At 46.0% G+C, this 19,119-nt stretch carries 17 protein-coding genes; 11 read left to right on the top strand and 6 right to left on the bottom strand.

Annotated features, from left to right (window positions below):
* Position 1: 1 nt before the first annotated feature.
* Both FPZ43_RS13710 and FPZ43_RS13705 read right to left on the bottom strand, forming a co-directional pair.
* Positions 2 to 2,335: a glycoside hydrolase family 3 N-terminal domain-containing protein gene (locus tag FPZ43_RS13710; RefSeq protein ID WP_146382492.1), complete on the bottom strand. Its 2,334-nt coding sequence runs from the start codon at positions 2,333 to 2,335 to the stop codon at positions 2 to 4.
* A gap of 237 nt (positions 2,336 to 2,572) precedes the next feature.
* Positions 2,573 to 2,827, bottom strand: a complete 255-nt coding sequence (locus tag FPZ43_RS13705) for a hypothetical protein (RefSeq protein WP_146382491.1) — start codon at positions 2,825 to 2,827, stop codon at positions 2,573 to 2,575.
* A gap of 280 nt (positions 2,828 to 3,107) precedes the next feature.
* On the opposite strand from FPZ43_RS13705, the gene FPZ43_RS13700 reads away from it, so the two are divergent.
* The 5 genes from FPZ43_RS13700 to moaA all read left to right on the top strand — a co-directional run bounded on the left by FPZ43_RS13700 (position 3,108) and on the right by moaA (position 8,708).
* Entirely contained in the window at positions 3,108 to 3,581 is a 474-nt protein-coding gene (locus FPZ43_RS13700; protein WP_146382490.1) for a (2Fe-2S)-binding protein, read from the top strand.
* Positions 3,578 to 4,231, top strand: a complete 654-nt coding sequence (locus tag FPZ43_RS13695; protein WP_146382489.1) for a hypothetical protein — start codon at positions 3,578 to 3,580, stop codon at positions 4,229 to 4,231. The genes FPZ43_RS13700 and FPZ43_RS13695 overlap by 4 nt, the downstream gene beginning before the upstream one ends.
* A 41-nt stretch (positions 4,232 to 4,272) precedes the next feature.
* Positions 4,273 to 6,432 (top strand): xanthine dehydrogenase family protein molybdopterin-binding subunit, encoded by a 2,160-nt coding sequence (locus FPZ43_RS13690; RefSeq protein WP_146382488.1) that lies wholly within the window; start codon positions 4,273 to 4,275, stop codon positions 6,430 to 6,432.
* Between the two features lie 18 nt (positions 6,433 to 6,450).
* Positions 6,451 to 7,581, top strand: a complete 1,131-nt coding sequence (locus FPZ43_RS13685) for an XdhC family protein (RefSeq protein ID WP_146382487.1) — start codon at positions 6,451 to 6,453, stop codon at positions 7,579 to 7,581.
* A 143-nt stretch (positions 7,582 to 7,724) separates the two neighbouring features.
* Complete coding sequence (moaA, locus tag FPZ43_RS13680) at positions 7,725 to 8,708, top strand: GTP 3',8-cyclase MoaA (RefSeq protein WP_146382486.1); 984 nt, start codon at positions 7,725 to 7,727, stop codon at positions 8,706 to 8,708.
* On the opposite strand, the gene FPZ43_RS13675 is transcribed toward moaA, so the two are convergent.
* A complete protein-coding gene (locus FPZ43_RS13675) occupies positions 8,695 to 9,195 on the bottom strand; it encodes a molybdopterin-dependent oxidoreductase (protein WP_146382485.1) in 501 nt (166 codons plus the stop codon). The genes moaA and FPZ43_RS13675 overlap by 14 nt on opposite strands.
* 146 nt (positions 9,196 to 9,341) lie before the next feature.
* Here FPZ43_RS13675 and FPZ43_RS13670 point away from each other — a divergent pair, with 146 nt between their 5' ends.
* The gene (locus FPZ43_RS13670; protein WP_146382484.1) at positions 9,342 to 10,064 is read left to right on the top strand and encodes a 3-ketoacyl-ACP reductase; all 723 of its coding nucleotides are present in this window, start codon (positions 9,342 to 9,344) and stop codon (positions 10,062 to 10,064) included.
* A gap of 67 nt (positions 10,065 to 10,131) precedes the next feature.
* Here FPZ43_RS13670 and FPZ43_RS13665 read toward each other — a convergent pair whose 3' ends face one another.
* Complete coding sequence (locus FPZ43_RS13665) at positions 10,132 to 11,682, bottom strand: FG-GAP repeat domain-containing protein (protein WP_186461838.1); 1,551 nt, start codon at positions 11,680 to 11,682, stop codon at positions 10,132 to 10,134.
* Positions 11,683 to 11,892: 210 nt separating this feature from the next.
* Here FPZ43_RS13665 and FPZ43_RS13660 point away from each other — a divergent pair, with 210 nt between their 5' ends.
* From FPZ43_RS13660 to FPZ43_RS13650, 3 genes are all read left to right on the top strand, one after another.
* Positions 11,893 to 12,948 carry a hypothetical protein gene (locus FPZ43_RS13660; RefSeq protein WP_146382482.1) on the top strand — a complete coding sequence of 352 codons (1,056 nt, stop codon included), beginning with the start codon at positions 11,893 to 11,895 and terminating at the stop codon, positions 12,946 to 12,948.
* The gene (locus tag FPZ43_RS13655; protein WP_146382481.1) at positions 12,945 to 13,496 is read left to right on the top strand and encodes a GNAT family N-acetyltransferase; all 552 of its coding nucleotides are present in this window, start codon (positions 12,945 to 12,947) and stop codon (positions 13,494 to 13,496) included. Before FPZ43_RS13660 ends, FPZ43_RS13655 begins: the two co-directional genes overlap by 4 nt.
* Before the next feature lie 151 nt (positions 13,497 to 13,647).
* The gene (locus FPZ43_RS13650; RefSeq protein WP_146382480.1) at positions 13,648 to 14,577 is read left to right on the top strand and encodes a hydroxypyruvate isomerase family protein; all 930 of its coding nucleotides are present in this window, start codon (positions 13,648 to 13,650) and stop codon (positions 14,575 to 14,577) included.
* Here the strand turns inward: FPZ43_RS13650 and FPZ43_RS13645 are convergent, their stop codons facing one another.
* A complete protein-coding gene (locus FPZ43_RS13645) occupies positions 14,578 to 15,273 on the bottom strand; it encodes an SGNH/GDSL hydrolase family protein (protein WP_146382479.1) in 696 nt (231 codons plus the stop codon). It abuts the gene before it with no gap.
* A 146-nt stretch (positions 15,274 to 15,419) separates the two neighbouring features.
* On the opposite strand from FPZ43_RS13645, the gene FPZ43_RS13640 reads away from it, so the two are divergent.
* Both FPZ43_RS13640 and FPZ43_RS13635 read left to right on the top strand, forming a co-directional pair.
* Positions 15,420 to 16,817: an ATP-binding protein gene (locus tag FPZ43_RS13640; RefSeq protein WP_146382478.1), complete on the top strand. Its 1,398-nt coding sequence runs from the start codon at positions 15,420 to 15,422 to the stop codon at positions 16,815 to 16,817.
* Positions 16,818 to 16,847: 30 nt separating this feature from the next.
* On the top strand, positions 16,848 to 18,506 hold the full coding sequence (locus FPZ43_RS13635) for a response regulator (protein ID WP_146382477.1): 1,659 nt from the start codon (positions 16,848 to 16,850) through the stop codon (positions 18,504 to 18,506).
* Between the two features lie 81 nt (positions 18,507 to 18,587).
* On the opposite strand, the gene FPZ43_RS13630 is transcribed toward FPZ43_RS13635, so the two are convergent.
* A complete protein-coding gene (locus tag FPZ43_RS13630; protein WP_146382476.1) occupies positions 18,588 to 19,079 on the bottom strand; it encodes a hypothetical protein in 492 nt (163 codons plus the stop codon).
* Positions 19,080 to 19,119: the final 40 nt, after the last annotated feature.

Below are 19,119 nucleotides of genomic sequence, written 5' to 3'. Positions count from 1 at the left end.
ATTAATTCTTTACGTAAACCGTTTGTTCCAGCGTGTATTTCGCTGTGAGCTGCGGCTGCTCGGCATTACCACCTATTAAAAAGGTAAAGCCGCCTTTTTCGGCTACGCGCTGGTAGTTTTTATCTATAAGGCTCAAGTCTGCGGCAGAGAGGGTTAACGTTATTCTCTTTTGTTCGCCTGCTTTTAAATGCACACGCTTAAAGCCTTTAAGCAACCTGTTGGGCACCACTACCGAGCTTACATCATCTTTAACATATAACTGTGCAACTTCATCACCGTCCTTGTTGCCGGTGTTTTTAATATCAAATGATACAGTTATCGATAGTTGCCCATTTACGGTTGAAGTTTGCGCCTGCGGATTAGCATACTGGAAAGTGGTGTAACTTAGCCCGTAGCCGAAAGTATAAAGTGGTTTGGTGCTGCCTTCAACATAATCATGCCTAACGCTGTTTTGGTGGCCATAGTAAACAGGCAGTTGCCCTACGGAGACAGGTATAGATATAGGCAAGCGCCCGGCAGGGTTATAATCGCCAAACAACACATCAGCGAGCGCGTTACCACCCTCCTGCCCCGGGTACCAACCCATAACAATAGCTGGAATATTGGCAGCGGCCCAGTTGATATTTAAAGGACGGCCCTCTATTAATACCAATACAATAGGTTTGCCTGTTTTTGCAAGTGCCTGCAGCAATTGAAGCTGGCGGCCCATCATATCAAGGCTCTCACGGTCGTAACCTTCGCCGCTTTCCATATCACTCATGCTGGCGTTTACAACGGCCGCACCGGTGGCCAGGTAGCTTGTTTTAAAGTCGCGGGCGCTTGATCCGCCCAGGGCGACTACCACTACGTCGCTTTTCATGGCGGCTTCAACAGCTTGTGCAATTTCGTCTTGCGTGGTATCCCGTATGGCGCAGCCTTTTACATACCTTATAGTTGCCGATGGCACTTTTTGCTTTATACCCTGCAATAAGGTAATAATATTGCTTTCCTGCTGGGGTGCGGTATAATCGCCAAGCTGATTATACATATTGTCGGCATTGGGGCCTACAACAGCTATGTTTTTTATGGATTTATTTAAGGGAAGCAGTTGCTTGTCGTTCTTTAATAGAATGATCGACTCATCGGCCACGCGGCGGGCAAGCGCAATAGCTTCTTTGGTGCGCACTTGCCTTTTCGCCTTATCAGCATCAACATATGGATTATCAAACAAGCCCATTTCAAATTTCAACCTTAGTATACGGCCAACAGCTTCATCAACACGAGCCATTGATACCGAGCCATCGTTAATGGCTTTCAATAACGACTTGCCAAAAACGTTGCCGCCCAAATCATTATCCAGGCCGGCGTTAAATGATTGTGCAGCTGCTTCGATATCGTCGGCAGCCACCTTGTCTGAACCCGAAAGCCCGCTAATGCTGTTAAGGTCCGACACTACAAAACCATTAAAACCCCACTGCTTTCTTAAAACATCGTTAAGCAAATAGCTGTTGCTGCTGCAAGGTATTCCATCTATGGAGTTATAAGCAGTCATGACAGATAATGCCCCGGCTTTAACGGCCCGCTCAAACGGCGGCAGGTAATCTTGCAATAATGCCCGTTGCCCCAACGTAACAAAGCCACCGTTGTGGCCGCCCTCAGGCACACCGTACGCGGTATAGTGTTTTAAAGTGGATATAATATTAGTACCGCTGTTAATGTTGTTTCCCTGAAAGCCCTTTACAACTGCCACGCCCATTGTGCCATTCAGGTAAGGGTCTTCGCCGTAGGTTTCTTCCACTCTTGACCAGCGTAGTTCGCGGGCAAGATCAAGTATTGGGCCGTAGCCTATATGCGCACCTTGCAAGCGTGCTTCTTTACCAATGGTTGTAGCCATTTCTTGTATCAGGGCATCGTCCCAGGTGCTGCTTTGGCCTATTGCCGTAGGGAACACGGTTGTACCTATTGCCATATGGCCATGGGGCGCTTCTTCAGCTAAAAATACCGGGATACCCAGGCGGCTGTTCTCCATTGCCCAACGCTGCATGGCGTTGGTTGCCTTTGCAGCCATATATGGGTCGAGGCCGTTCTCAAGTGTTTTTTTCGTCCATGGGTCGGCACGCAGCGTGCCCCATAGCATGCCTATGTGCTGCTCGGTAATTGCCTTTTTAAACTCAGCCGATGGCCCCACGTTAGTACCGTTTTTTTCATACATGGGCCAACCAAGCAGGGTATTAAGCTGACCTATCTTTTCGGGCAGGGTCATTCTTGATAACAGGTCGCTTACGCGTTTATCAATGGGTGCCTTTGCATTTTTATATACGGGTTTGGTTTGGGCAACAGCCTGTATATTAAGCATCGTAAAAATACTTGTTGCGATGGCTGCGCAGAAAATTGAGTACCGTTTAAAATTGAATTGGTTAACTGGATAAGTTAGATATGACTGTGTTTGGTTTCTAAGCGCTTTTGGCATCATTAATAAGGGGTTATTACCGTCAAATATAATTTGTTTTAGCAGCGAGAGCTGCCTCATAGCTGTTACAGCTCGACCCGCAATTTAATCTAAAAAACGCAATGTGTAAATGTTATATTGACATTAAACCGGAATTTTATCCAGCTTGCCATAAATTTTTATGGCGCTGTTTAAGATAGGCACCGCTTTGTGAAAAACTTCCGGGCACTTGGCCGGGTCTGTTATGTAAAAGTCGCCGGTTTCCTCATTTACCTGCATATGGAAGCGGTGTTTGGCACCTTCATGCTCAACATAAACCTGGAACAACTGCAAGCGGCGGCGATTCATGGTTATAAAATTAAATACGGCTCCTTCGGCTTCGGTGGTGAAGTTTTTCATTTTGCAAAAGTAAGCACATTAATGATAGCTAAGCTGTTTCTTGTAACTGATAACTGGCTTACGACACCTGACTGCTTAAAAATCAAGAATTAAACATTTAAGTCGTCCCTCTGTTGCATGTTGCATTGCCGGCTTGCCTTGTAGTATTGCTTGGTAACTTGCCACAACGCAAACGAATCACGCCATCTATAAACCCATACGCTGCTTTTAGTTTGGATTAACCAAAACTTAAATTAACTTTATAACAACCAATAACTTTACAAATAAAGCAAAGGCGCTTATGATCACACTAACGGTTAATGGGCAAAAACATAAAGTTGATGCCGACCCAAACATGCCGCTGTTATGGGCAATCAGGGATATTATAGGCTTAACGGGCACTAAATATGGTTGCGGAGCGGCGCAATGCGGCGCCTGCACGGTGCATTTAAATGGCGAGTCGGTACGCTCATGCGTTACCAAGCTTAGCCGTGCCGCAGGGCAACAGGTTGTAACTATTGAGGGATTATCAGCCAATAACAACCATCCATTGCAACAGGCATGGAACGAACTTAATGTGCCACAGTGCGGCTATTGTCAATCGGGCCAGTTAATGTCGGCAGCGGTACTGCTCCGGGAAAACCCACAACCAACAGACCAGGATATTGATGATGCTATGTCTGGTAACATTTGCCGCTGCGGCACTTATCAGCGCATTCGCAGTGCAATCCACTTAGCTGCCGAGTTGCAGAGAAAGGCAATGGCCAGTAAATGAAACAGCAAATTTCTACAATAAACAAAAGTACGTTTCCTGCAAAAGCGCTTGCCGTAGTAGCAAGCCTGCTTATAGCAGTGGGTGTAATGGCATTTGCTATAAATGATAAACCCGATGCATCAAAAACCGATACAAGCTATGTTGTTAAAAAGGATAGCGTTGCATCTGTAAAAGCTTTTAAACAGGTTTACACCGTGCTGATGAGTGCCCGTTGCATGAACTGCCACCCATCTGGTGATATTCCATTGCAGGGCGATGATAACCACCTGCACACCATGGCCCCTAAAAGAGGGATTGACGGTAAAGGTGTTTACGCCATGAAATGTGCGAACTGCCACCAGCCAACCAATACACCCGGCTTACATATGCCACCCGGTAACCCCAACTGGCATTTACCGCCGGCCAACATGAAAATGGTTTTCCAGGGAAGAACGCCAAGGCAACTGGCTCAGCAATTGGTTGACCCTAAACGCAATGGCAACAAGGGTATGAAAAAGCTGATTGAACATGCTGACGATGGGCTTGTGCTTGCCGGCTGGAATCCCGGCGATGGGCGGACTTTGCCGCCAATGAGCCATGCCGCCTTTAAAAAAGCCTGGATAACCTGGCTTACTACGGGCGCTTATGCACCAAGTGCAAAAGCTAAATAATGATTTACAGATAAGTTAATTGCTATAAAAGTATTTACTGTATGGAAGCTAACGCAATATCGAGAAGAAATTTCCTGAAAATATCGGGGCTTGCAGGGTCGGCACTTTGCCTGGGCACCTATTTTGTGGCCGAAGCAAAAAACGAAAACCTGATAACCGCCGCAAATGCAGAAAAAGCAGGCATTGAAATGAATGCCTGGATCCATATAGATACCAACGGAAAGGTGACGATTGTTGACCACCGTGCCGAAATGGGCCAAGGCTCGTACCAATCGGTACCGCAAATTGTGGCAGAAGAATTAGAAGTTGACCTGAAAGATATAGATGTAATCTTTGGCGAGGGTAACCAGGAAAAATTTGGCAACCAAATTACCGGCGGCAGCTCAACCATACGTGGGTCATACAAAAACCTGCTTAAGTTGGGCGCTACCTCAAGGGTATTGCTGGTCACCGCTGCAGCTAATAAATGGGGCGTTCCGCTTATTGATTGCTACGCAAAGTCCGGCCATGTATTTCACAGGCCTACCGGCAAAAAGTTCCACTACGGCGAATTGGTTGAGGTAGCTTCGAAGCTTACACCACCGCAGGATATTCCTTTAAAAACACGTGCCGAGTACAAACTGATAGGCAAGCCATTGAACAGGCGCGACAGCCCTGCCAAAACAAACGGCGAAGCCATATTTGGGCTCGATAAAAAATTGCCGGGCATGCTGTATGCTGCCGTCGAGCGCAACCCGCGCATGCGTGGCAAAGTAAAAAGCTTTGATGCAACCGAGGCGCTTAAGGTGCCAGGAGTGAAAAAGGTGTTTAAAGTAAAAATGGGCGTATTTACCATTTACAGGGAAGGTGTAGCCGTTGTGGCAACATCAACCTGGGCAGCTTTACAGGGTAAAAAGGCTTTGAAAGTAACCTGGGACGATACCGGCTTTGAGCACATTAATACGGCTGACATTTACAAAATCCAACATGAAAAACTAAAAACAGACGAAGGGCTTTTGCTGCAAAAGGTGGGCAACCCCGATGCAGCTATTAGCAAGGCGGCTAAAGTTATTGATGTTGTTTACCAAACACCCTACCAAAGCCATAGCGCTATGGAACCGGTAAACTGCGTTGCATGGTACCGGCCGGAAAAGCTGGAGATATGGGGACCAATACAGGCGCCCGAGTGGGTGCAGGATTTTGTGAGCAAGCAAATGAAAATGCCTAAAAAGAATGTTATTGTGAACATGACATTTTTGGGTGGCGGATTCGGTCGGAAAGCTTTTATGGATTATCCTCACGAGGCAGCCGTAATCTCTAAAGAGGCTGGCGCACCGGTGCAGGTTATATGGAAGCGCGAGGACGACCTTACTCAAGGCCCTTACCGCCCCGGTATAACTTATCGCTGCCAGGGCGTTATTGATAATGGCGAAATGAGCGTGGCCAAATTCAGGATGGCCGGGCAAAATATTGATCATTGGAGCAACGGAAAATCATCAGGCAAGGCTAATGACAGCACATCAGAAGGTTTCCTGAAACCGTATTTCGACAGCATTAAAAACGTGAGTTTTGCTGAGGTCGTATTTGAGGCGCCGATACCTGCCATGTGGTGGCGATCTGTATATGCATCTACCAACGGTTTTGCTTATGAAAGCTTCCTGAACGAGATGGCTCATGAAGCAAATAAAGATCAGCTCGATTTTAGACGTGCTTATCTTAAAGACGAGCGTTGCCAGCAGTTGATAGATAAACTTGAAAAAGTATCGGGCTGGAAATCGCGCGATAAAAAATCGGGCTATGGCGTGGCCATTACCGAGTGTTTCAATACCACGGTTGGCCAGGTAGTAAAAGTATCGCGCCAGCAAAACGGCAAAATAAAAATTGACAAGGTGTGGGCCGTTATGGATTGCGGCTGGTACGTTAACCCTGATATTATTGCCGCACAGGTTGAAGGCAGTGTATTGATGGGCCTGGGTGCCGCCACCACGCATGAGATCACTTTTAAAGACGGCCTTGTGCAGCAAAATAACTTTTATGACTACCCTATGCCGCGAATAGCCGATATGCCACCCGTAGAAGTACACATCATGGAGAATACCGCTGATGCAGGCGGCGTTGGCGAACCTGGGTTGCCGCCTTTTGCACCTGCGCTCACAGATGCCATTTTTGACCTTACCGGCAAGCGTATACGTAAGCTGCCGTTTGATATGCAAACAGTTTAAACGCGTGCAGGGGATATTTTGAAAGAAATTAAGGACATAGTAAACGCGTTTAATGCAGCACAAAAGCTGCAGACTAAAACTGCATTGGCTACTGTAGTGCATGTAGATGGCTCGTCGTACCGGCGTGCCGGGGCACGTATGCTCATTACTGAGGACGGACAACTAACCGGAGCCATAAGCGGCGGTTGCCTGGAAGGCGATGCTTTGCGCAAAGCGCGCCTGGTAATAATGCAGCAAAAGCCAATGCTGGTTACTTATGACACAACCGACGATGATGATGCCAAACTCGGTGTACAACTTGGCTGTAATGGCGTTATCAGTATCCTTATCGAACCGGTTGACCCGTCGTTGGAAAACAACCCTGTAAGCTTTTTGCAAAAGTATCTGAGCGCACGCGAGCCGGTTGTGCTGGTAACTGTTTTTGATATGGAAAACAGGCAGTCGCCTCAATACGGCACTTGCCTGCTTATGGATGCTAATGGACAAACGCAAGGCTACCTGCCCCAGGAAGTTGGCGTAACGGTGATGAAAGATGCGCTGGAGCTTTTACAAACCAACGGTGCAGCTAGCGAAGTATACAGCAACCATAATAATTACACCTGCTTTGTTGAATTACTACTGCCACCAATATCCCTGATTGTTGCTGGCGCGGGTAACGATGCCTTGCCGCTCGTGGCATTTGCAAAAATATTAGGATGGAAAGTTACCCTTATCGACGGCAGGCCTAATTACAATACGCCGGATCGTTTCCCGGATGCTAATCGCATAGTCGCAAAAGCGGAAGAGGCACTAACAAACGTATTGCCTGATAACCGTACCGCATTTATGCTGATGACGCACAATTATAATTACGACATAGCATTACTGCAGCAGCTTTTACCGCTGAGCCTGCCCTATATTGGTGTGCTTGGCCCAAAAAAACGGCTCAATAAAATGCTTGACGAAATAGCCGCTACCTCTCCGAGCGACTACAGTATCGAAAACATACACGGCCCTGCCGGGCTTGACCTTGGTGCCGAAAATGCCGAACAGATAGCACTTTCCATCGTATCAGAAATCCAAGCGGTATTTAGCAAGCTGACCGGGCAGCCGCTAAAAAACAAGGCTGTGATACATGACCGCGAAACGGAGCACGTTATTGAAAAATAATTTTGTGGATGGCTTACATCTACATATTAAAATCAAGCCCATCGCCAATCTCAAACAGGATTAAATCAGCGCAAAGTGATTTTTTAGGAGTGGCACAGCTTTACTAAATATCTTTTGCAACCTTTGCCAATCAAATACACGCTTTGTTAACAGATAACCACGGACGAACAATAAGCTATTTAAGGCTTGCAGTAACAGACAGGTGCAACCTGCGCTGCTTTTACTGCATGCCCGAGCATGGGCTGGACTGGCTGTCACGAACAGAGCTTATGAGCAATGCCGAAATGCTGCGCATTTGCAGCCTGCTGGTAAAGATGGGCATTGATAAGATCCGCATTACCGGTGGCGAACCTTTTGTGCGCAAGGATATCATGGAACTGCTTACCTCGCTTTCCCAACTTAAAGGGTTGAAGGACTTGTCTATCACCACCAACGGTATTTTAACCGCACCCTTTGTACCGCAACTTAAAGCACTGGGTGTAAAATCAGTAAACCTGAGCCTTGACACGCTTGATGCAAATCGCTTTTTTACCATAACCCGCCGCGATGAATTTGATGCAGTTATGCTTACGCTGGATACTCTTTTAAGCCACGGCATCGAGGTTAAAATAAATACCGTGGTAATGGCAGGCAAAAACACGCAGGATATCCCGGCGCTGGTGGCACTCACAAAAGACAGGCCCGTGAGCGTGAGGTTTATCGAGGAGATGCCGTTTAACGGCGAGGGGCATGACTATTCCGGCGTATTGTGGAACCACCTGCATATTTTACAGGAGATTAAAAACCTTTATCCTGACCTCCAAAAAACTACCGACACGCAATTTTCTACCGCTTATAATTACCAGGTACCCGGGCATACGGGAAGCGTTGGTATTATTGCAGCTTATTCGCGCACATTTTGCGGCACTTGCAACCGCATACGCCTAACACCATCGGGCATGCTTAAAAACTGCCTTTACGATGATGGCGTGCTCAATATTAAAGATCATTTGCGAGCCGGCACCAATGATGAGCAACTTGAACAAATACTGTTGAAAGCATTTAATAACAGGGAAATTGATGGCTGGGCAGCAGCCGAAAAACGAATAGCGTCGCCCAACGAATCAATGGCTTCTATTGGCGGATAGGTATTTTGGCAGTAAGCACCGTTAACGATGTGACACGCATAACACTCCTTGCCAATTTTTTGTCGCCCGGAACGATAAGCCTGAAGGGTCCGGCGTTAGCTGGTAAGTTTTTGCCATCCATCTGGTTAGCCAGGATAATGGTTTTGTCGGTATACGCAGGGTCAATCTCTGGCAAAGCAATCACAACCTGGTAACCATCTGCCGCAGATACTAAAAGGTACTTGGTTAATATTTTACCTTTAAGCTGGTTGTTAGGCACCGCGCCCGCTTTGGTAAGTACATCAAAAAGTGAAATACCTGAGTAAGTATGCTCTTTACCTTCCTTGTCGTTATGTTTTAATTGTATAACCTTCATCGACGTAAAACTTGCCGCGTTAATCTTGAAGGGTGTTGCTATATCACCATCAACAACTACTTCGGAAGTTTGTGCAAAGCCGGCCAGGCTTAAAAAAACCGATACTATTAAAAGTGTAAATATTCTGGTCATCGTATTAAAACTGTAAGCCTAAAAGTACTAAGTTTTAACTGCCCGGAAAATTTAATTATAAACCTTTGTACCATAACAATATTTAAAGAATGCTGTATTTACTTTAAACAAAGGCAATTTATACCAAAAACACATTTACTATAACTATGCAATCATTAAACGGAAAAACAGCTATTATTACCGGTGCCGGTAAAGGCTTAGGCAAAGCAATGGCACTTGCCATGGCTGCCGAAGGTGTTAACCTGGGCCTCATGGCACGCACCGAAGCAGATATTAAAGCAGTTGCCGATCAGGCAAAACAGATTAATCCAAACATACAGGTAGCTTTTGCCACAGTTGATGTTGGCGACTATGAGCAGGTTAAAGCTGCGGTAGCAAGCGTAACGTCTTCTTTAAAAACGGTTGATATCCTAATTAACAATGCAGGCATACTCAAAATGGGCGGCATACTTGAGCTGCCTGTGGAAGATTGGGAGCAGGTTTTCCGTATAAACGTGTTGGGCACCTACTATATGGTACACGAGGTTTTGCCATTGATACAAGCGCAGGGCAAAGGCGATATTATAAACGTTGCCTCTACCGCGGGGCTAAAGGGTGCTGCAAAAATGAGTGCATACGGTGCATCAAAAGCGGCTATGATAAATTTCACCGAGGCGCTGATGCAGGAAGTTCGCAAATCCAACATCCGCGTTACTACGGTAAACCCAAGCACCATCGCTACCGACATGACTTTGCAAGCCAACTTTACAGATGGCAACGTGGAGAAAGTTTTACAGCCCGAAGATCTGGCATTTTTGGTGGTTAATAACCTGAAGTTGCCGCAACGCGCCTTTGTAAAAGAAGTTGGCTTGTGGTCGACCAATCCATAAGTAATTGAATGACACCTACGCCTCGTAAAGCGTAGGTGTCATTTATACTATATTAAAGCTTCAACCTCTATTTAGGCTGATAAAGCTGGTTAACAAAAATAGTTAGGCCATAGTCGGTAGCTTTCCATTTATCATCCAAAGCCTTGGGCACCTTACCGGGGCTTTGTGCAAAGTTGCCCGCAACAATATCCATATCGCCATCGCCGTCTACATCCGCTTTAATAAGCGCAAGGCTTTTAATGGGCACATCGCGTTTTACAGTATAAGCTTTGAACTTAAATCTATCCTTGTCAACATTTTCCAGGTAAACGAACGACTCATCAACCAATTTGGTAAAATCCGGGAAAAAGGCCGAGGCGGCAAAGTCGATGTCGCCATCCTTGTCAAAGTCTTCTGCAAGTACGCGGGTAACGCCGTAAACAGGATAAAAAAACTTTTCCTTAAATGAACCGCCACCGGTATTGATATTGATGCGGATGCCATGATACGGCTTCAGGATATTGGAATAATCGGCATTATCGCCATGCACGGTTATTATGTCCGTAAGGCCGTCGTTATTATAGTCGGTGAGCACCATGTCTGTTGTGCCATAATTTGGCGGGAAACGCAATACCCTTTTGGCGCTAAATTTTAGCTTATCCTTTTGGGAAAATATATAAACGCTCTCGTCGCCTTGGGCAAACATGGCTATGATATCCTTTTTGCCATCACCATCCATATCCCGCACGTAACACTTTATCGCACCAGGCAACTGTAACAAAACCTTCTCTTTATAGCTACCATTTTTATCAGGTACAAACAGCGATAATGAGCCTATTTTATTGCCAAAGTTACATACCACTATCTCGGGTACTCCGTCGTTATTTAAATCCTCCACCACCGAGCTTACCGGCCGGTGCAAGGCGGGTAAAGTAGTTGTGCTGTTACCCGCAGCATACTTCACAAAACTACCTGTGCTAAGTTCGGTAGGGTATAGTTTGCCTATTTCGGTAAAGTAGGTGTCTGCACCGTTGAAAGTAAAATCTACCGCAGGACTTGCAGTTTTAATGGTATTGACAACTCCTTTACCGCTTTGCCAGTTATAAACGCGGTTATAAAAGTCACCTATCCATAACGTCTTAGTCTGCCTGTTAAATCTAAGGCTTGTTATTAATGATGGTTTTTGCCCATCAATTTTTACATCTTTGGCTACAAAACTGGTTAGGGGAAGGTTTCGCGTCAACCGCTTTTCGTCGACTGCAATGCTGTCCGGCGCAGCGTTTATAATGTATGCTGATAATTGCTTCCACTCCTGGTCGGTAAGCATAGGTTGGTCGGGGATGATATTGTTTTGGGTAACTATTTTTCTTTCTTCTGCAGATAGCCCCCGCAGCGGATCGTACCCCGGGTAAATGATGCCCATACGGCTTGCCATAACCGGCAATACGCCCGATCGCCAAACTTCTTTGGTTAAACTTGCAGGGCTTGGCTGCATGTGGCAAATGCTGCAGTATTTTATGAATAATGACCGCCCTTTGTCATCACCTTGTTGACTGGAACGCTTTATAGTGAAGGCGTTGAGGCCGGTGTGTAATGTTAAACACGCCAATCCGCCCAAAACCCATGTTTTAACATTCATTAAATTAAGGTAGCGCTTTGTATCCATTTGGTAAGGATAAACCACTGTTGACGGCACTTCGTCCCAAAATAGTTACATAAGCAGCGGAAATTGATATCAGCTTACCGGTGTCAAATGCCCTTAATTGTAACAGAACAGCAATAACTGCCCACTTGTAAAAACCTATACATCAAAAAGGTGTTTGCTTTTTGTTAATTGCAGCCCGCACACATGTATAGCTATTTAAATCTAAGGCAACACTTTTTTATACCAATAATTATTTGGCTGCTCGCAGTACCCGCTTTTGCCCAAGCCCCTACTGCCTACGCTGCTGCGCCTGATAGTACGTTGCGTGTTGCAACCGCAACCGAGCGGGGAAGTGCTAACACCCATCGCCAATATAAAACTGCCATCAACCCTGCATTTGATGACTATTTGCAACAGGCGCTTGCTAATGTCAACACACGCAGGCAACTGCTTGCAGGCCTGCGCACAGCAAACCCTGTAAGCAACCAAACGCGTAACACCTATTACCGTCTGGCAGGGCTTTTTTCAAAGGCAAAGCTTTACCCGCAGGCCGTAAAATGTTATTTAAAAAGCGGAGCACACTACGCTTATGCAGACTTAAGCGCAGCGGATGAACAGCTGGCAGATAGCCTCTTATCTCTCTCATCAAAACATCTTCATCGAAAAAGTGCGCCTATCAATTACAGCACGGTAGCGCAGGTTTTTGAAGATGGCAAAACAGCAAACGGTTATGCTATAATTGTACACATACGCCAACCTGTACCGGGCAAAGCTAAAGTGCATAAACTGGCAAATTCGGGTCATTCGTTTATAACGCTAATGAAGTTCAATAGTGATACCACTACCACCACCCTATCCTTTAGCTATTACCCAAAGCACCAGCACCCTTTTGCCGGCACGCCGCTGTTCCCAATGTCGCATGGCACGCTGAAGAACGACGCAGGGTACGACACTGATGAACTTGTGGCCAAAGCAATTGATAAAATTGCTTTTGATAGCCTACTGGCACTAACGCAACGTTACAGCCAAAGCCGCTACAACCTCAATAAACATAACTGTACCGACTTTACCCTTGATGCAGCCAAAATTGCCGGTATAAATATTATAGAAACCAAAGGCAGCTGGCCGCTTGGCAAAGGGAATAACCCCGGCATTACCGGCCAAAGTATTTTACAAGGAAAATTATATAATACCGCTACAGGCAGTACAGACGGGCTTTTTATTTACTTCGACGATAAATTGCTAACAACCAAACAATGATCAGGCAAGCCGTCCCTACTGATGCGCCGCATATTGCACCATTAATAATTTTGGCTATGGATAGCCTGGCTGCAAAGTTCGCCAATAGCAATGATCCTGAAACCATACTTTATCTTTTTACCCTTTTTGCAGGCAAAACAGGCAACCAATATAGCTACGAAAATGCGCTTGTATATGAAAACGAAACAGGTATTTGCGGGATGATATTGGCTTATGATGGTGCCCGACTGAATGAACTGCGCGAACCATTTTTGCAGTATACGAAAGCTTATTTGGGTTTTACCGGCCAGCCCGAAGATGAAACGCATCCCGGCGAATACTATATTGATTGCCTTGCTGTAAAACCGGAACACCAGGGCCGTGGTATTGCCACACGACTCATAACAGCGTTAATTGATAAGGCCGGGCACAGCGGGCACAAAACCATAGGCCTGTTGGTAAGCAACCCACTTGCCGAAAAGCTTTACACCGCCCTTGGCTTTAAGGAAATAAATAACGTCACTTTACTTGGCGGTGTTCATAAGCACTTGCAATACCGGGTTGTTTAACACTTCTTGATGCATAGCGTCAACTGTAACTTCGTTATCAAGTACACTAGAAATGAATCTTTACGAGGTGCTTAAAGGGCAATTAAATTGAAATAGATTTGCTTGTTGCGCTGCCATCGCTTACTTTCACTAACCATTACTTAACCGACCCATGGACAGAAGCAATTTTTTAAAAAGCAGCCTGTTGGCTACAGGTGCAATTTTAGCGGGTAACGCTGCAATAGGTTGCACAACCGACCCCGCAGCAACTATAAACACCGCTCCGGGCAAACCATTTAATCTTAACTATGGTCCGCACGATAGTATGTTTAAAAACAGCGCCGGCAGCAACTTTTTAGATCAGATCCAATTTGCTTATGATCAGGGCTTTCGCGGTATTGAAGATAATGGAATGGCCAGCCGCCCTGCTGCCGAGCAGGAAAAAATTGGCAACCTGTTAGCCAGGCTCAAAATGAGCATGGGCGTTTTTGTGGTTGATAAAGGCGGCAACGGTGCCAACACACTCACGGCAGGCAAGCAGGAATACATTGACATATTTTTAAACGGATGCCGACAGGCGGTAGAAGTTTCTAAGCGTTGCGGCGGCAAGCTGGCCACTGTAGTGCCGGGAGATTTTACGCGCAACTTGCCCTTGGATATCCAAAACGCTAACGTGATAACTGCGCTGCGCAAGGGTGCCGAAATATTGGAACCGCACGGCATAGTGATGGTGCTTGAGCCCCTCAGCGACACGCCCGACCTTTACCTGCGTACATCGGCACAAACCTATATGATATGCAAGGCGGTAAATAGTCCATCGTGCAAAATACTGTTCGATATGTACCACATGCAAAAAAATGAAGGTAACATCATCAATAACATAAAACTTACCTGGGACGAGATTGGCTACTTCCAGGTAGGTGACAATCCCGGCCGTAACGAGCCCACAACCGGCGAAGTTAACTATAAGAACATCTTTAAATTTTTACACCAGAAAGGCTACAAAGGCGTAATAGGTATGGAGCACGGCAACTCCCTGCCCGGTAAAGAAGGCGAGGCCCGTGTTATACAGGCCTACCGCGAAAGCGATATGTTCCTATAATTATTTAAGCGCCTTTTTAATGGCCGCCTCCGTTACTGTTGCCATTATCTTATAGCCTGCTGCGTTAGGGTGCACGCCATCGGTAGTGAGTTCGGCTTTTTGGCCAAGCTTATCATCAACCAATGGGGTAAAGTAATCAAGCACAATAAATTTATTGGCCTCGGCATACGCTTTTATCATTTTGTTCAGCGCAATTATTTTTGGCGCCGGCTCAAGGCCTTTGCGCCATGGGTAATCATTAACGGGCAGGTACTCGCACAAAATAACTTTGATGTTGTGCAGGCGCGCAAGCTCGGCCATAGATTTAATGTTATCCATAATACGCTCATTGGTAACGTGGCCTGTGTTGCCTGCAATGTCATTGCTTCCGGCCAAAATAATTACCAATTTGGGTTTAAGATCAATCACATCCTGCCTGAACCTGATAAGCAACTGCGGCGACAGCTGACCCGAGATCCCCCTGTCAATGTACGGTCGGCCCGCAAAAAACTCGGGCACCTTGGCTTTCCAGAACTCAAATATCGAGCTGCCTAAAAACACCACACGTTTTTCGCCGGGCTTTGGCTCGCCAAGGGCTTTATTTTCCTGCTCGTAGTGCGACAGGGCCGCCCAATCATCCTTAAAATCTTCTTTTTGCTGCGCGAAGGCACAGGTTGTAACGAGTAGCATTGCTGGTAACAGGCGGGCAATTTTCATAAGGGTAGCTTTTTGGTAGCGGCTCAAAAATAACCTATTGGTAACTTAAGGGTAAAGCTTTTTAAAAAAATTTAATGGCAAGGTGCAAACACCGCTTTTGGTACTAATTTTATGGCAGCAAACTACCTTAAAACATCTGCTGCAAAATGGACATTACAATTGATGAACTGAAAGCCATACCCGCATTGCAAGCCGTACCCGACGAGCAACTGCAGTGGCTTATTGATGTAGGCGAAGTATTTGAGCTGCGGGAGGGCGAGCGCATATTTAACGTAGGCGACCCTATCAATAAAATGTTCATCATCCTGGAGGGAGCTATACGCCTGTGCGCTGTTCAAAATGGGAAAATGCGTGAGTTAGCCACCATCAAAAAAGATGGCATTACAGGTTTCCTCCCCTACTCGCGTGCTACAAATGCATTTGGCTATGGCGAATGTACCCAGCTGTCGCGTTTTTACCAATGCACGGCAGAAGATCTAAAGGAAGGCACCCGGTTACATTACGAGCTTACCGAGGCGTTGGTACATACCATGACCAGCCGCGTGCGCGATTTTACCAGCATGCAGCAACAAAACGAAAAGATGTTTGCCCTTGGGAAACTATCTGCCGGGCTTGCCCATGAATTGAATAACCCTGCAGCCGCCATAACACGTGGCGCAGCATCACTGCGGGGGCAAATTAAAAACCTGCCACTGTTATTTAAGGATGTTGCTACGCTTAATATCGAGCCGCATAAAATTGACAGCATAAATAATCTTATCCTCGAGCGCGTAAGCCAGACGGATCGCCCGGTTTTGAGTATGATGAAAAGGTCTGAATTGGAGGATGACCTGTACGACTGGTTGCTGGATCATAACGCAAAAGACGTTGACACCGCAGAAAACCTGGTAGACTTTGATTTCTCTATAGACGACCTCGAGCACATCAACAGCTGTATACCTTCGCCACAACTTCAGGTGGTATTGGGTTGGATCAATAATTACCTGCTTACCGAAAAAATGGCGCAGGATATCAGCGAGTCATCTCAGCGCATATCAGAACTGGTACAATCGGTAAAAACGTTTACCCATATGGATCGTGACAGCAGCAAACAGCTATTAAACGTGCACGATGGTATTCGCAACACTTTAACTATGCTCGATTATAAGCTGCGCAAAGCCAATATCCAGGTAGTGCATCATTTTGATGAAAACCTGCCTCATATTAAAGCCCTTGCCGGCGAACTTAACCAGGTGTGGACCAATATAATTGACAACGCCATTGATGCAATGGAAGTAAACGGCAGCGGCGAACTGGAAATCTCAACCCGGCAGGACAAACACTTTGTACAGGTTATTTTGAAAGATAATGGCCCCGGCATACCGGATGAAATCAAGTCGCAGATCTTTGATCCGTTCTTCAGTACCAAGGATATAGGCAAAGGCTCGGGCCTGGGGCTTGATGTGGTTAACCGTATTGTAAAACAGCACAATGGCTCGGTTAAGGTAACATCAGTACCCGGCGATACCGAATTTGAAGTTTGTTTCCCTATTAACGACGATTAACATAACCTATAATCTCCCACAACACACAACATGGATTTACCTATCATATTTGTTATTGACGATGACCACCAGGTTTTGCGCGCCATTACCCGCGACCTGAAAACACATTACCGCGAAACCTACCGCATTTTAAGCACAGCATCGGCCAAAGAAGCGCTGGACAGTTTGCTGGAATTGAAAAATAAAGGTGAAGTAGTGGCCCTTTTCCTGTCGGACCAACGGATGCCCGAAATGGAAGGCGTGGAGTTTTTATGTCGTGCGCAAAGCTTTTTCCCTGAAGCCAAACGCGTGTTGCTAACAGCCTACGCAGATACCGATGCGGCCATACGCGCCATAAATGATGTTAAGCTCGATTACTACTTAACCAAACCATGGGACCCGCCCGAGGAAAAATTATACCCGGTATTAACCGATTTGTTAGAAGATTGGAACGGTAACTACCGGCCGGCGTTTAAAGGAATAAAAGTTATTGGTTACCCATATTCACCCAAATCGCACGAGATAAAAGAGTTTTTGTCGGGCAACCTGGTGCCCTATCAATGGATAGATGCTAATACCGATGAAGCTAAACAGCTAACCAAACTTAACAGCATCGAACCCAAAAGCATGCCTGCCGTGATTTATGATGATGGCACCATACAATGCACGCCCACCATTATTGAAGTAGCATCGCGCATTGGCCTTAACCCTAATGTTAAGAATGAACTGTATGATGTAGTAATAATTGGTGCCGGCCCTGCCGGTTTGGCGGCATCGGTTTACGGATCGTCGGAAGGATTAAAAACTTTGCTTGTTGAGCGTAAAGCTCCCGGCGGGCAGGCGGGTACCAGTTCGAGAATTGAGAACTATCTTGGCTTTCCCAATGGGTTGAGTGGTGCCGACCTTACCAGGCGTGCCATCACCCAATCTACCCGTTTCGGTACAGATTTTATCTCACCGCAGGGCGTTAAGGAGATCAAAACACAGGGCAATTACAAAATGCTGGTGCTTGATGATGATACCGAGATAAAAACCAAGGCCGTTGTGATAACCACCGGGGTTGATTACAGGCAGCTAACTACACCGGGCATTGAAAAGTTTACAGGTGCAGGCATTTACTACGGTGCCGCCATGACTGAGGCTGCATCATGCAAGGATAAAGAGGTTTACATTGTTGGCGGTGGTAACTCTGCCGGGCAGGCTGCCATGTACCTTTCAAAATTTGCCAAAAACGTATATATCCTTATCCGTAAGGAAAGCCTTGCAGCTACTATGTCGTCTTATCTGATTGATCAGATAAACGGCCAAAGCAACATCCAGCTGCTGCCGTACAGCGAAATTACCGAAGCCCGCGGGGATGAGCGCCTTGGCGAGCTTGACATTCAAAACTTACAGACCAAAGAAGTACGCACGGTAAATGCCGACGCATTATATATTTTTATAGGTTCCAAGCCTTATACCGATTGGCTTTGCGGCGATATTATTGTGAACGACCGCGGTTTTGTTGAAACCGGCCGCGACCTTAACATGTGCCCGGATTTTGAAAAAACCTGGAAAAACAAACGCGACCCTTACTTATTGGAAACCAGCTGCCCCGGTATTTTTGCCGCCGGCGACGTACGCGCAGGTGCCATGAACCGTGTTGCATCTGCCGTAGGCGAAGGCTCTATGGCCATCAGCTTCGTACATAAGTATTTGGCTGAAGTTTAGCCAATTATATAAGAAAAGGCGGCTACTATTTAAGCGGCCGCCTTGTTCTTGTATTACTTTTTCATTGATGTATAGCTATCACTAACCTTCTATTTCACTTAGATGCGGCTCCTGCTCATCTTCTGCAATCGCGTTAACACTTCGTCTTTGATTCTTATTCAATTTTAAAACAGGCAGGCCGCTTTTCTGAAGCAAAACCATAGGGTCGATACTGCTTTTATGTATCTGGCTGAAAGAGCATGCCTCGCGCTCGAGTATCATATCAATTTGCTGCTCTTCTAAAAAATTCCTGAACATGCTTAAAGTGCTGCCATATAAAAATTCAATTTTTATACTGTTTACCTGACTGTATTGCTCTCTAAGCTCATTACCCCGGCGGTAAAACCCTTCACTAACTTTCTCAAACTCGCGGCTGCGTCTGCTTAGCATCATCAATTCGGTAGCCGAGTCGGACAGTTTGAACATGTGCAGAAATACCAGGTTAAGTTCCTCAAACTGTAGTTGGTTAATAAGCACGGGTATGCTATCAAATGCCTCGGGCTGATAGTCGGTTGGGATCAATATCGTTTTCATGAGTAGCTGATTTATAAAACCTTAGATATACAATGATACC

This window comes from Mucilaginibacter pallidiroseus, from assembly GCF_007846085.1.
GTDB lineage: Bacteria > Bacteroidota > Bacteroidia > Sphingobacteriales > Sphingobacteriaceae > Mucilaginibacter > Mucilaginibacter pallidiroseus.
The sequence above is the reverse complement of the archived record's forward strand: the minus strand, read 5'-3'. Positions and strand labels throughout refer to the sequence as shown.

What these genes read in the sequence shown, in the direction of transcription:
- FPZ43_RS13710 (WP_146382492.1), bottom strand. Translation starts at nt 2,335, where the DNA reads ATGCTTAATATACAGGCTGTTGCCCAAACCAAACCCGTATATAAAAAT.
- FPZ43_RS13705 (WP_146382491.1), bottom strand. Translation starts at nt 2,827, where the DNA reads ATGAAAAACTTCACCACCGAAGCCGAAGGAGCCGTATTTAATTTTATA.
- FPZ43_RS13700 (WP_146382490.1), top strand. Translation starts at nt 3,108, where the DNA reads ATGATCACACTAACGGTTAATGGGCAAAAACATAAAGTTGATGCCGAC.
- FPZ43_RS13695 (WP_146382489.1), top strand. Translation starts at nt 3,578, where the DNA reads ATGAAACAGCAAATTTCTACAATAAACAAAAGTACGTTTCCTGCAAAA.
- FPZ43_RS13690 (WP_146382488.1), top strand. Translation starts at nt 4,273, where the DNA reads ATGGAAGCTAACGCAATATCGAGAAGAAATTTCCTGAAAATATCGGGG.
- FPZ43_RS13675 (WP_146382485.1), bottom strand. Translation starts at nt 9,195, where the DNA reads ATGACCAGAATATTTACACTTTTAATAGTATCGGTTTTTTTAAGCCTG.
- FPZ43_RS13670 (WP_146382484.1), top strand. Translation starts at nt 9,342, where the DNA reads ATGCAATCATTAAACGGAAAAACAGCTATTATTACCGGTGCCGGTAAA.
- FPZ43_RS13665 (WP_186461838.1), bottom strand. Translation starts at nt 11,682, where the DNA reads ATGAATGTTAAAACATGGGTTTTGGGCGGATTGGCGTGTTTAACATTA.
- FPZ43_RS13660 (WP_146382482.1), top strand. Translation starts at nt 11,893, where the DNA reads ATGTATAGCTATTTAAATCTAAGGCAACACTTTTTTATACCAATAATT.
- FPZ43_RS13655 (WP_146382481.1), top strand. Translation starts at nt 12,945, where the DNA reads ATGATCAGGCAAGCCGTCCCTACTGATGCGCCGCATATTGCACCATTA.
- FPZ43_RS13650 (WP_146382480.1), top strand. Translation starts at nt 13,648, where the DNA reads ATGGACAGAAGCAATTTTTTAAAAAGCAGCCTGTTGGCTACAGGTGCA.
- FPZ43_RS13645 (WP_146382479.1), bottom strand. Translation starts at nt 15,273, where the DNA reads ATGAAAATTGCCCGCCTGTTACCAGCAATGCTACTCGTTACAACCTGT.
- FPZ43_RS13640 (WP_146382478.1), top strand. Translation starts at nt 15,420, where the DNA reads ATGGACATTACAATTGATGAACTGAAAGCCATACCCGCATTGCAAGCC.
- FPZ43_RS13635 (WP_146382477.1), top strand. Translation starts at nt 16,848, where the DNA reads ATGGATTTACCTATCATATTTGTTATTGACGATGACCACCAGGTTTTG.
- FPZ43_RS13630 (WP_146382476.1), bottom strand. Translation starts at nt 19,079, where the DNA reads ATGAAAACGATATTGATCCCAACCGACTATCAGCCCGAGGCATTTGAT.